9 protein-coding genes and 1 pseudogene are annotated in these 12,434 nt (G+C 50.2%); 5 read left to right on the top strand and 5 right to left on the bottom strand.

All coding sequences use genetic code 11. The features are described 5' to 3' along the window. The 4 genes and pseudogenes from KDK13_RS06155 to pilH all read right to left on the bottom strand — a co-directional run. Nucleotides 1–1,504 (bottom strand): annotated as a pseudogene (locus tag KDK13_RS06155) (hypothetical protein); the annotation flags it as partial. Nucleotides 1,505–1,653: 149 nt separating this feature from the next. Beyond that, on the bottom strand, nt 1,654–3,732 hold the full coding sequence (locus KDK13_RS06150; protein WP_306671016.1) for a methyl-accepting chemotaxis protein: 2,079 nt from the start codon (nt 3,730–3,732) through the stop codon (nt 1,654–1,656). Between the two features lie 40 nt (nt 3,733–3,772). After that, nucleotides 3,773–4,483 (bottom strand): chemotaxis protein CheW, encoded by a 711-nt coding sequence (locus KDK13_RS06145; protein ID WP_257284093.1) that lies wholly within the window; start codon nt 4,481–4,483, stop codon nt 3,773–3,775. Beyond that, nucleotides 4,470–4,844, bottom strand: coding sequence for a twitching motility response regulator PilH (gene pilH, locus KDK13_RS06140; RefSeq protein WP_257284090.1), 375 nt, complete (start codon nt 4,842–4,844; stop codon nt 4,470–4,472). The genes KDK13_RS06145 and pilH overlap by 14 nt, the downstream gene beginning before the upstream one ends. A gap of 260 nt (nt 4,845–5,104) precedes the next feature. On the opposite strand from pilH, the gene KDK13_RS06135 reads away from it, so the two are divergent. Together KDK13_RS06135 and KDK13_RS06130 are read left to right on the top strand one after the other, a co-directional pair. Beyond that, nucleotides 5,105–6,415 carry a TolC family outer membrane protein gene (locus KDK13_RS06135; RefSeq protein ID WP_257284089.1) on the top strand — a complete coding sequence of 437 codons (1,311 nt, stop codon included), beginning with the start codon at nt 5,105–5,107 and terminating at the stop codon, nt 6,413–6,415. 219 nt (nt 6,416–6,634) lie between these two features. Then, complete coding sequence (locus tag KDK13_RS06130) at nt 6,635–7,633, top strand: serine/threonine protein kinase (protein WP_257284085.1); 999 nt, start codon at nt 6,635–6,637, stop codon at nt 7,631–7,633. A gap of 5 nt (nt 7,634–7,638) precedes the next feature. Here KDK13_RS06130 and dnaB read toward each other — a convergent pair whose 3' ends face one another. Then, nucleotides 7,639–9,039 carry a replicative DNA helicase gene (gene dnaB / locus KDK13_RS06125; RefSeq protein WP_257284082.1) on the bottom strand — a complete coding sequence of 467 codons (1,401 nt, stop codon included), beginning with the start codon at nt 9,037–9,039 and terminating at the stop codon, nt 7,639–7,641. Nucleotides 9,040–9,479: 440 nt separating this feature from the next. Between dnaB and KDK13_RS06120 the strand changes: the two genes are divergently transcribed. From KDK13_RS06120 to KDK13_RS06110, 3 genes are all read left to right on the top strand, one after another. Then, nucleotides 9,480–9,881 carry a helix-turn-helix domain-containing protein gene (locus tag KDK13_RS06120; RefSeq protein WP_257284080.1) on the top strand — a complete coding sequence of 134 codons (402 nt, stop codon included), beginning with the start codon at nt 9,480–9,482 and terminating at the stop codon, nt 9,879–9,881. 189 nt (nt 9,882–10,070) lie between these two features. Next, nucleotides 10,071–10,427, top strand: a complete 357-nt coding sequence (gene cas3 / locus KDK13_RS06115) for a CRISPR-associated helicase Cas3' (protein WP_373692220.1) — start codon at nt 10,071–10,073, stop codon at nt 10,425–10,427. Between the two features lie 317 nt (nt 10,428–10,744). Beyond that, nucleotides 10,745–12,334 (top strand): phosphatidylserine/phosphatidylglycerophosphate/cardiolipin synthase family protein, encoded by a 1,590-nt coding sequence (locus KDK13_RS06110; RefSeq protein ID WP_257284079.1) that lies wholly within the window; start codon nt 10,745–10,747, stop codon nt 12,332–12,334. The last annotated feature ends 100 nt before the right edge of the window (nt 12,335–12,434 follow it).

Here is a 12,434-nt window from a genome sequence, read left to right as displayed (position 1 = left end):
GTGGAAATAGAGCGTTGAGCTGTTGCTGAACTTCGGTTGCTTCTTCGACGAAAATGCCGTGAAGGTCGTTTTCACCATCTTCATCCACGGACACACTGAGGGTTTCTTCTGAAGAGAGGTTATTCTCTTTGGCGCTCTCTTTGGCGCTCTCTTTGGCGCTCTCTTTGTCGCTCTCTTTAAAAGAACGCTCTTGAGCAAAGACACCCGGCGGTGTCAGATCCTCCGTGAGGTCATAGCTGCTCAGGTAGTTATTTAAGGTTAAGGTGCTATCTGACGGGGGTGTTAAAATATCAGTAAATGAAAGTTCCTCTTCGAAAGCGGGGCTTTCCAGTTCAGAGAGATCTTCTTCACTTAACGAAAAATCAACGGTCAGTGCTGGCTCCTCACTGACTATTTCCGGGCTTTCAATAGGCACGACTTCTGGAACCAGGCTCCCCATATCGACGATATCGATAGAGGGAGAAAAGAGTGTGCCCGGTTTCCCGGTAGTTTCCTGAGAAGGGGGCGGACTATCGGTTGTGAACTCAATCGTTGGTCCATAGTCTGGTTCTTTTTCACGGGCAACCGCTGTCCCGGTAGCAGGCGACAGGGGTTCTTCGTAATGAAATTCAAACGCCAGTGCCTTGTCCAGAGAGTACCGTCGCTTCAGGGAGAGGATAAGCGAATTATCACTATTTGCCCTGGCGATCAGATAAAGAATCTCTCTGAGTATCTCTTCCGATGGTGGGGTGTTCAGTCGTCTGGCTTCCTCATTGGCCAGATGCTTGAACTCATTGTCCATTTCTCGAAGGATTCTGATCGCCTGACTGTCTATGGGAATAGAGCCTTCCCTGAGCCCCTCTGAAAATGCGGTGCAGGCATCCCATAGCGGTGAGATTGGCGAGTCCCAGCAAAGGTTTTGCAGCTTGGCAAATATTTTACTGATGACGGTCAGTTGCTGGTCCCGCTGGCTGTCCCTGAGCACGCCGGCAAGGCACAGCTGATATTTCTGACGTATTTTACGTACCAGGGCAGCAAAGCCGCTGGCCTGCAGCTTGTTCAGCTGAGCTTCCGGGATCGGTGCAATGGTGTGAACAATGGCGGGTGTGAAAAAATCAAAATCGGATAACGCCCGTTGCCCGCGTAACTGGCGCATTTCACTGAGCAGATTCTTCAGCAGGCCGGGGGAATCCTTGCCGGATCGGGATGTATGGGCAAGATAGCCAGGTAGCTGAAGCACCGCCTGAATCAGTACCACCAGCAGTTCCTGATTATGATCCGCCGGGGCCGTCTTCAGGCTATCTAATAACAGCAGAATTTCCCGGGTAAGTAACTGGGCTCCCTGCTGTTTCAATATCTTCAGCGTGCCGTGGATCTGCTGGATTTTTGTACGACAATTCTCCAGAAACATCGCACCATCTGTTGAATCAGCATACTGTTCAAGGTCCTGACGGGCTTCAGTGAGGGTGCTTTCAATCTCTCCGATAACCCTCTCCAGACCTATGTATTCACGCTGTTCGACCATGCCTGGCTCCCGTTTCCAGCTACCATTCCCGCGTTCGCAAGCGCTTTTTTTGACGCTCTTTTTAACGCTCTCATTAAAAAGAGCACCTGAGTGGCGGGCATTATGCTTGTTCTCATGCTCTCATCTCTTGCGGAGTCCGTTTTCCGGTGTCAGGACTCTATGGTTTCAGGCAGTTTGAAACCGGTAACCGACTGACGCATCTCCATTGCCATACCGGCCAGATCACCGATAAATTGAGCGGTTGCCTTGGTACCTGAGGAGGTTTGAATAGAAATATCCCGGATGGACACCATGCGGCTGGAGATCTGTGAGGCTGACTGTGCCTGAACTTTTGCGGTTTCAGAAATGTTCCGGATCAGGCCTGACAGACTATTGGATACCTGCTCGATCTCTTCCAGGGCAACACCGGCGTCCTGTGCCAGACGGACCCCATGCACTACTTCAGAAGTGGTTTGTTCCATGGAAATGACCGCTTCGCTGGTGTCAGTCTGGATGGTGGATACCAGCGCTTCTACCTGTCTGGTGGCTGCCGATACCCGTTCTGCCAGACGTTGAACCTCGTCGGCAACCACGGCAAAGCCACGGCCTGCCTCACCGGCCATGGAAGCCTGGATAGCAGCGTTCAGGGATAGAATGTTGGTCTGGTCGGCGATCTCGTTGATCAGAGAGATAATGTCACCGATTTCCTGAGAGGACTCACCCAGTCGTTTGAGACGCCTGGAAGTATCCTGAATCTGTTCACGGATTGTGGTCATGCCGTCGATGGTATTTCGTACCACCAGTCCACCGTTAGCCGCTAACTGCACCGAGCGCTCGGCCACGTCAGCCGAGTCGGATGCTTCGCTGGAGACCTTGTCAATGGACTCTGCCATCTGGTTCACGGACTGGGTGGTAGCCCCGATTTCCTGGGCCTGGTGGTCGGAAGCTTCAGCCAGCAGTCGGGCGGTTGCCTGTGTTTCCTGGGCGGCAGCGTCTACCTTGACGGCAGTCTGGTTGATGGTGTTAACCAGGGCGCGCAGTTGTTCAATAGAGAAGTTAATAGAGTCTGCAATAGCACCGGTAAAGTCTTCGGTGACACTGGCTTTAACGGTCAGGTCACCATCTGCCAGGTCGGCCATTTCATCAAGAAGTCGCAGGATAGCCTTCTGGTTAGCGGCATTCTGGGCCTCGGTTGCAGCGCTTTGAGCCTCAATAGCCTCCGTTTCCTTCAGGCGGCGGCGGGTATCCATAACGATGGACATTGCCGTCAGAAAGACAAACAGGATGGACAGTACACCGCAGACCATGATGGCCAGCTCAAGTGTCTTCTGCCCGGCAGTGGGTGCGGACAGGGTGTCTGCCAGTACCGATGTTTGTTGCAGCAGTTGTTGTGAATCGGTGAAGATGGTGTCGGAGGCGGCGCGTACCTGGAACAGTGCAGGAGAGTTTTCCAGAATCTCATCAACACTGTCATCGACAAATGCAAAAAGGTCAGAAATCTCCATCAGGCGGTCAATGGCCTCATCATCCGTCACCTGACTGATGCGCATGGCAATGTTACCTTCCAGCTTTCCCTCCAGCACCCGCCCGAAGAGTTTGGCATCACGGCCAAAGCTGTCGGCAGCCATGATGGACTCTTCACCACCTTCCAGAACCTTGGCAACACTCCGGATAATTCGCTCTGCCAGCCAGGGCTGGCGCTGAGCCATGGCAATCTGGTCAGAGGGCGCATTATTTTCCAGAAGGATTTCCACCACCTCGTCGTACTCAATTTGCAGTTGGGGAATGGTTTCACTCAATGTGGCAGCAACATCATGCAGAGACAGGACGGTATCCTGTGCAGAGAGTATGGTGTCCGCTTCTACCTTCATTACAGACCATGCCGCATTCAGGGCTTCAATCTCCCGGGCTGCAGCACTATTGGAGGTGTCGGCGAAAGGAAGAACGGAAAGCCTGGCACGGTTCAATTCGCCAATATATTGGCCAAACATCGATGTTGCTTCTTTTAGCAGGGGAAAGGCTTCTTCTTTACCTGAGGCCGCTTCTGAGGCGTTTTTGGCAATCTGCTGGGACAGAATCCGGAGTTCACCGGCGTGGGTTTCATGGGTGTGAAGCAGTTGGGATTGCTTGTTATTGAAGATAAATGCACCCGTCATCATTAACAGGGACAGCACCAGCATGGTGATCGAAGCGATTGTGGCTCTGTTGGCCTTGCTTCCCTGTCCCCTTTTCGCTTGATTGCCTTTCATGGTTTATTCCCCGATTTCTGATGCGAAATCAAAATCCTGTTTATTCGCTGGCAGCTTTTAGAAAACGCTCGTTGGTAACGAGTCCCTCAATACTGAATACAACATAGTGTTGATCTTTGAAATAGGAGCCCCGGGTAAACGGGTGAACACTTTGTGGAATTGTTGCCGGTATCTCATCTGAGTGGCTGTTGACCGTAAACTGCTGTATCCCCTTTACTTCATCAACGATAAGGCCAACGGCAATGTCTTTCTTCCCGATGACAAGAATCCGGTTGTTGTGATTGGGTTGACTGGAAACATAATGGCCCTGGTTACTTTTCAGGAAGTCTCCCAGGCTGACAACGGGTATCAGTCGCCCCCGGACATTCGCTAATCCCCTGACCCACCGATGAACACCTGGCAACGGTGTGGTCTGGGGAACGGGAAGAATTTCAGAAATTGACCCAACCTGAACCATATAATGCTGGCCATCCAGCAAAAAGCCGACGCCCTGCCAATAGCTCAGATCCGTTTGTTCTGCAGGGGGTTGAGCACGGTACAGGGACGCACTCTGCCCGAGGGTCTCCAGATAGTCGAACGGATGGCTGGAGTTGCTCATAGTACTCCTTTCCTTCATGGTTCCCTTGGCAATTGACAGTGACGAATGCGGGATAGTCCTTTTTTCCGGGATGTTTTTCCGGGAAGGTTTTCCGGGATGGCTTTTCCTGGATGGCTTTTCCGGGGTAGCCAGACCTGACTCAGGCCGCAGCATCACTCAGGACTTCGTTAAGCGTTTCCAGTAGCAGACTTTCCTTAATGGGCTTGGTCAGATAGCTTCTGGCTCCCTGCCGCATGCCCCAGACGCGGTCTGTTTCCTGATCTTTTGTGGTGACGATAATGACAGGTATGTGTCCTGTGTTCCCATCTTTTGAGAGCTGGCGGGTGGCTTGAAAGCCATTCAGGCCTGGCATGACGATATCCATCAATACGGCATCAGGTTGTTCTTCCCGGCAGAGGGCGACGCCGTCAGCACCATTGTCAGCAGTCAATACGGTATGCCCATGTTTCTCGAGCATTGCGCTCAGTTGGTACAGCTCGGTTGGTGAGTCGTCAACAATCAATACCTTCGCCATAAATCTCCCCCGGCAATCCACAGAAGAAGCGAAAATGGTTCGCTGCTATTTTTTTATTGTCGATCCGTTTTCAATGGCTTCATTCAGTTTCAAACGGATATCTGGATCGCTTATTATACTTTTTTATCATAAGTTGGTCATGGCTGACCAGAAGCGTGATGGTCACAGGTCATGATTTTGCCAACTCGCTATAAAGTCCCGCCTATTCATGGCGATGTATCTAGATAATAAATCTCAGTACTGAAGATACAGGGACCTCCATGAACCGTTTTCAATTTCTGCTGATCAGCATCTGCTCTGGCCTAATAGCATGGAATACTGAAGTTTCAGCTGAATCCCTGGAAGAAGCTCTCGGCCAGGCTCTGCGTTCAAACCCACAGGCAAAGGTTGCTCTCAGTCGTCTGAAGGCTGAGCAGAAGAATATTGATGCCGCGGCTGCTGATTTCTGGCCAACGCTCGATATTGCCGCAGGTATTGGTGCGCAGAAAAAGGATACCAGTCCTGACACCGATGGGGAAAAATACACCCGCAAAGAAGCCTCATTTTCTCTGAAACAGAACCTTTTTGCCGGTTTTAATACCTGGTATAGCGTTAAGGGGTCCCGTAAAGGCGCTGAGGCTGAGCATTGGCGGCTCTACTCTACTATGGAAGATCTGGCCCTGCAGGTTATCAGTGTTTATCTCAAAGTGCTTGAGCATCGTGATCTGGTAGAGCTGGCAGAAGAAAACCTGGACATTCATCACGAAATTTTTGATCAGATTGAGCGCCGGGCCAGTCAGGGGGTTGCCCGAAGCTCTGATTTGATTCAGGTAGAGGGACGGCGAGCAAGAGCCAATGCGAATCTCATCAGTGCCAGAAATAATTTGATGGATGCTGAAAGTGAGTACCGTGCATTGGTAGGGCATAGTCCCGGTGACTTGGAGTTTCCCGGTTTTGGGCATCTTGATTTGCCAGAAGATTTGCCAAATGCGATTAAAAAAGGCAGGCAGGATCACCCGGATGTCAAAGCCGCTGAGCTGGATGTTGAATCATCAGAATACACATACTCTTCCCGTAAAAGCAGTTATCTTCCATCACTGGATGCTGAGTTAGACCAAAGCTGGAAGCGCAATGCCGATGGCCAGCTGGGTGATTATGATGATACGGTCGCCATGGTGAGGCTTCGCTACAACTTATTCCGGGGGGGCGGTGACAGGGCTCGCTTGATGGAGAGTGCCCATCAGGCAGAAGAGCGGCGCTCTCAGAAAGCCAGGGTAATAAGGGATATAGAAGAAAGAATGCGTATCGCCTGGGCTGCCCTTCAGTTTATTGGTGCACAACGTGAGTATTTATTACTTCATGAAGATGCCAGCCGGGAGACGGTTGCGGCATACAAAGAGCAATTTAATATTGGCAAGCGGACACTGCTGGACTTGCTGGACAGCGAGAATGAATTATTTCAGTCCAGCAACAGTTTAACGACCGCCATCTATCAGGAAACGTTTGCCCGTTACCGTGTTCTGGCAGCAGTGGGCAGGCTACTTGAAAATGTGGAGTTTACTATCCCGACAAGCTGGCAGATAGATGATTAAAAAACGTAATATCCTCAGGTCGGTCGTTATTTGTACTAACCAGCGTCCGATTCCGGGGTAGCCAGCTCATTTTCTCTTGTTGATCTTCCTTGCAGATCTGAGTCCGGAAATCTTTCCCGTATTCTATTCAGCTCAGAATTCCATCCGTCGTCAGTGGCCAGCTTGTACTATTGGTTATAGAATCCCCTCCACAGAACTCAGACTCCTTCGGAGGCCAGCATGAACACGCCTGCTCAACATCCATACGACCGGCTGACGCCTGACCGGGCGCTGGACGCCGTTGAGAGTGCAGGATTTCTGAGCGATGCCCGCATTATGGCCCTGAACAGCTATGAAAACCGGGTTTACCAGGTCGGCATTGAGGACAGTGAACCCCTGATTGCAAAATTCTACCGCCCGGAACGCTGGACAAAAGATCAGATTCAGGAGGAGCATCAGTTCACCCTGGATCTCAAGGCGATGGAGTTACCGGTGGTCGCCCCGATGGCTGACGAAAAAGGCAACACGCTGCATGAGTTTGCAGGCTTTCTGTTTGCCCTGTTTCCCCGTAAGGGCGGCCATGCACCGGAACTGGATAATCTGGATAACCTGCTGACCCTTGGCCGCACCCTGGGACGAATGCACAAACTGGGATCAGCCAGTGACTTCCAATACCGCCCGGCAATCAGCTTGCAGCGATACGGCATCGATAATGTTGAATATCTGCTGGCAAACGACTTTATTCCTGCGTCTCTCCTGGAAGCTTACCAGACCCTGACCCGTGACCTGCTCCATCGTCTGGAACTTATGACGCAACAGCAGACGTGGCAATCCATTCGGGTCCATGGAGATTGCCATGGTGGCAATATTCTATGGCGGAATGAGGCGCCACACTTTGTTGATTTTGACGATACCTGTATGGCGCCGGCGATTCAGGATCTGTGGATGCTGTTATCGGGAGATCGCCAAGAGCAGACCCTGCAAATGGCCGAAATTCTGGAAGGCTACACGGAGTTTATGGATTTCAGCCCTTCCGAACTGAACCTGGTGGAATACTTCCGTACCCTGCGACTGATCAATTACAGCGGCTGGCTGGCAAAGCGCTGGGATGATCCCGCCTTTCCGATGGCATTCACCTGGTTTAATACCGAACGGTACTGGGCGGAGCATATTCTGGAATTGCGGGAACAACTGGCAGCCCTGGACGAGCCACCACTGTCCGTCTTTGGACAGGTTTAGGAAAATCAGTCTTCCTCAAACCGGTAAGCATCCGGGGCCAGGTTCTCAAAGCGGGTAAACTGGCCAATAAACGCCAGTCGGCAAGTACCGATGGGACCATTACGCTGCTTACCGATAATAATTTCAGCAACCCCTTTGTACTCGGTATCCGGGTTATACACCTCGTCCCGGTAGATAAACATGATCACGTCGGCATCCTGCTCGATGGCGCCGGATTCACGCAGGTCGGAGTTGACCGGGCGCTTATTGGGTCGCTGCTCAAGAGAACGGTTCAACTGCGACAGGGCGATAACCGGGACATTGAATTCCTTGGCAATGGCCTTCAACGATCGGGAGATTTCCGAAATCTCGTTGGTCCGCCCCTCACCAAAACCGGGAATCTGCATCAACTGCAGGTAGTCAATCATGATCAGGCCCAGGTCGCCATGTTCCCGAACCACGCGGCGAATCCGTGAGCGCATTTCTGAAGGGCTGATACCCGCCGTATCATCAATAAACAGCTTCTTGTCTTTAATGCGCTCAACCGCCGACAACAGTTTTGGCCAGTCTTCTTCTTCCAGCTGACCACTTCTTACCTTGGACTGGTTGATCCTGCCCAGAGAAGAGAGCATACGCATCATCAACTGCTCACTGGGCATCTCCAGGCTGAATACCATAACGCCCTTCTCACTGTTCAGCAGGGCATTTTCCACCAGGTTCATGGCAAACGTGGTCTTACCCATGGAGGGACGGGCAGCCACAATCACCATATCGGAAGGCTGCAGACCAGAGGTCATTTCATCCAGATCTTTAAAGCCGGTGGTGGTACCGGTAATGGCGTTACCGGCATTAAACATCTCATCAATTTTCTTGACGGTGTTTTCAAGGATTTCCCGCACCCCCATCGGGCCACCGGTGTTCGGGCGCTCTTCGGCAATATTGAACACCAGCCGTTCGGCTTCATCGAGAATCGCCTGACTGTCTTTCCCTTCGGGATTATAGGCACTGTCCGCAATCTTCTGGCCGGTATTGATCAACTTACGCAGTACGGAACGCTCAAAGATAATCTCCGCGTAGGCGCGAATATTCGCCACACTGGGCACACTGCCCGCCAGCTCCGCCAGGTAAACCAGCCCGCCCACTTCATCCAGCTCACCCCGGTTTTCCAGAATCTCGGCAACCGTCAGAGGGTCAAAAGGCTTGCTTTCATTACTCAGTGTACTGATGGATGCATAGATACGCCGGTGACCCGGATTGTAGAAGTCATCCGACGTCAGCTTATCCACCACCCGGTCCAGGGCCTGGTTATCCAGCATCAGCCCGCCGAGCACGGACTGCTCGGCTTCTATGGAGTGAGGGGGTGTTTTAATGGCAACCGTGGCTTCGTCGATGGGAAGCTCCAGCTCACGGGGACGTACATCCAGCATAGTGATGATCTGAGAAAAAAGATTAAATGATGATACGAATTCAGGAGGTAAAAATACAGCGACAATATCTTTTATGATCCTGTTCTTAAAATTTACTTACGTACTAATTAAGGGAAATGCCGGTCACAAAGCTAACCATTTACCTGAAAGGGAAAGAACAGACTTTCCAGTTATGAGATGTGTTGTGGTCACCCACGCAGGCCGCATTGTGCAACTTGTTCTTTGATACTGTTCTTTATCTTGTTTGTATCAACTGGTTAACATCAAAATTTTAACCAGTTGAGGGGGTGGGCCAATACATTAACTTTACTTTCTTGCATTATCCCGATGGCTGGCCATGTTTCTGACACACAAGAAAAAACCCGGCTCAAACGGAGTCGCCACTCCTGACCGGGTTTCTTTGTATAGCAATGAGCTACTGCTCGGGAGACAGTATAGCAATGATCTCGTTCGCCTACACAATCGGGGTGATGAAATTGATTCGGGTTGAGCTTAACACCAACGGTCTGGATAATCTGACAACGACCCAAAAATACTTGTTGGTCGTGCTGGCCACCTTTGCCAACAGTGAGGGCGAATGCTGGCCCAGTCAAAACAAGCTGGCAAGAATTATCGGCGTCAGCCATGCAACTGTTAACATGGGGCTGAAAAAACTGGAAGCTGAAAAACTGATCGAAAGCCATAAACGGGAAACCACGGAAGGGACACAGACCAAAATCTACCGGATGCTGTTCGAGCCTTTTGTATTCAGGCGTATCAGGGAAGAACAATACAACTGCTTTGGCCAACGAATCGACGATCCTCGCATGACCGACACTTCCTGGACAGAAGGTTTCGACTAAGGCAAACATAACAACCGCATTCAAGGGACTTCCGCCCGTGATGCAAACAAGGATCAGGTGTTTGCTGAAAAACAACTTCCCACTCGTGACAGTGTTAAACGACAAATTAAGGTTAAAAGCCTGAATGATCCTGCTCAAGCCATTGACTTAATTATCAGGTCTGTCGAACTAGGAGGCTGTATTTAGTGGATTCGCACTACCATCAAGGATGCCAGGTCATCATGGCAGCAGCTTCAGGATGGCTCCCGAATCGATTCTGCCAAACTCACTCTGTTCCATAGTCGTTTTTCCATGATTGACCGGCAAACGACTGAAGAGGATGTATTAAACAGGTTTGGCAAAAAATCTGGCTCAGAACAAAGAACCGGTCAGATATTAATTGCCACTCAGGTAGTAAAACAAAGCCTGGATCTGGATTTTGATGTGATGATTTCGGATTTGGCTCCTATAGATTTGCTGATTCAGCGGGCAGGCCGACATCAGCGTCATAATAGGGATGTTGCAGGCAAGCCACTGAACAATGCCGGGTTCATGGGATGTCTGTGAGCGGTGCTCTCTGCCCTGCCTGATCAACGCATTTTCATTGACTTTAATGTGGCCAGAATTTTCTGAATGCTCTTTCTTATATTGTCTTGATAGTGTCTTCTATCTGGCTGTTGCTGAGTGCTTTTTATACGCTTCCTGTTTGGTATGAATGTGAAATTCTTACAATGATCAATACTATCATTTAAAAAATAAATAAATGTCGTACTCTCTTCACCATTTTAAAAAATGGGTGTCCTTTTATTGTCTTGTTTCCCCACTTGCTGTTAGCTGATGTGTGCCGATATCCATACCAGCTGATAAGAAACGGATTCAGAAACATGCCGGGAAAAATCACTGTTGGAGGTCAACAGACACTTATAGCGCCGCCTTCGAAACAAGACGCTGAGCTACAGTCCAAAGGAGTTCAGCGTTTTCGAGTCGCCGGGCGGTTACGCTTGATCACTCCCTTCTCTCCTTCAATTTCAAAACCAGGGAAAGTCGTTAAACATAACTTCGATAAATTGAGTACACAACATCTGGGCAAAAAAATAGGACTGCGCCGCTCTAATGCATTGCGTTACTCCAGATTGCCATCAATACACAAACTTTCTGCACCAGGGTCAATCAACACGGCTGCTCGCCCATTCCAAAAAGCAGTCAGTCAAATAGCTGAAAAATTTGCCAGTAAGGGTACAGTACCAAAAGAGTTGATAACAACTCAACGCAATGCCATTGAAAAAGTCACCATTGGCGGTGATGAGATATTTGGCTCCTTTGGTTCAGTGATTCGTGGTGCCAAAGAGGAAGTATTGATCCAGACTTTTTCCTGGGAGCCCCATTCACCCGGAGTTCAGGAACATATCATTCCGGCTATACAGGCATTACAGGCTGAAGCGAAACGTCACCCTGATTCTTTTTCCTTACCATTGAAAATTCGAATCCTGGTCAATCAGGCCAGAGGCCTGGCAGCCAAATTTATGAAACGTAAAAAAGGCAATCGTGCGCCAGCGATAGAAAATTTACTGCCTAATCTGGGTAACATTGATAAGAACCTGCTGAATATCAAAGGAGGCGTCCACGTTAACAAACTGACTGATGGACTGCACAGCAAGACAGTTATTGCAGATGGTCAGCGTGTTGCCATTACCGGTGCTAATGTCCAGAAGCGCAATCATGCCACTGATGAACGAAGTGGATTGGCAGCTTACGATACGGGCGCTGTTTTGCGAGGGGAAGTCGGTTTGTCACTTCGAGCAGGCTTTGAACATAACTGGGAAAGAAGTCTTGATGCTCAGGATCAACCCAACAAAAAACTTCGAAGGTTAAGTGTGAGTCCTGACTTTGACAATGACTCAACGCTCACTGAGACACCCATAACAGTACTGACTCGAAAGGCCAATAGAGACCCTTTCAACAGATCACTTGCCAGCCCACAGGCACAGGGCTTTTTGAAAGCAATTCAAAAAGCAAAGAACCGTATTTCCATTCAGTCGCCCAACCTGAATAATCCGGTTCTGATCAAAGCGTTAGTCGCCGCAGCCCGCCGCGGGGTGAAGGTCGAGCTGTTATTGTCCAAGCGTTTCAATGAGCAGCGTGAAAGCGCGCTGGGCGCTGGTGGTACCAATGCAAAAGCGGTCAAAAAGCTGAAGTCACTCTCCAAAAACAGTTCAAACCTGGATATTCGCTGGTATGTTGCCCCCGGGGGGAATGAGCCAGTCGAGGAGAACCGATCAGGTGATGGCGCCAGTCATGCTAAGTTTGCCAGCTTTGATGACCATATGGTGGTGATTGGCTCTTCGAATCAGGACAATCAAAGCTGGTACTATGCGGATGAAACCTCACTCGCAATCGCTGGAAGGGACAACACAGTCTACGTTCGTGATCGTCTGTTTCAGCCAGCTTTTGACCGAAGTGTTGCTGCCGATTAGCTCCGCAGCCCTTTACCGAAGCGAGCGAAGCGAGGGTCAGGTCTTGATTCTTGAATAAAGTCAAGGAAATCGAAAAGCCAGGGCCAGGCCTTTGTATTTG

The sequence above is a fragment of the Endozoicomonas sp. SESOKO1 genome (assembly GCF_024606265.1).
Classification (GTDB): domain Bacteria; phylum Pseudomonadota; class Gammaproteobacteria; order Pseudomonadales; family Endozoicomonadaceae; genus Endozoicomonas.
The sequence above is the reverse complement of the archived record's forward strand: the minus strand, read 5'-3'. Positions and strand labels throughout refer to the sequence as shown.

Excerpts from the sequence above, each read along its gene's own strand:
- KDK13_RS06150 (WP_306671016.1), bottom strand. The coding sequence starts at position 3,732 with ATGAAAGGCAATCAAGCGAAAAGGGGACAGGGAAGCAAGGCCAACAGA.
- KDK13_RS06145 (WP_257284093.1), bottom strand. The coding sequence starts at position 4,483 with ATGCTGCGGCCTGAGTCAGGTCTGGCTACCCCGGAAAAGCCATCCAGG.
- pilH (WP_257284090.1), bottom strand. The coding sequence starts at position 4,844 with ATGGCGAAGGTATTGATTGTTGACGACTCACCAACCGAGCTGTACCAA.
- KDK13_RS06135 (WP_257284089.1), top strand. The coding sequence starts at position 5,105 with ATGAACCGTTTTCAATTTCTGCTGATCAGCATCTGCTCTGGCCTAATA.
- KDK13_RS06130 (WP_257284085.1), top strand. The coding sequence starts at position 6,635 with ATGAACACGCCTGCTCAACATCCATACGACCGGCTGACGCCTGACCGG.
- dnaB (WP_257284082.1), bottom strand. The coding sequence starts at position 9,039 with ATGCTGGATGTACGTCCCCGTGAGCTGGAGCTTCCCATCGACGAAGCC.
- KDK13_RS06120 (WP_257284080.1), top strand. The coding sequence starts at position 9,480 with ATGATCTCGTTCGCCTACACAATCGGGGTGATGAAATTGATTCGGGTT.
- KDK13_RS06110 (WP_257284079.1), top strand. The coding sequence starts at position 10,745 with ATGCCGGGAAAAATCACTGTTGGAGGTCAACAGACACTTATAGCGCCG.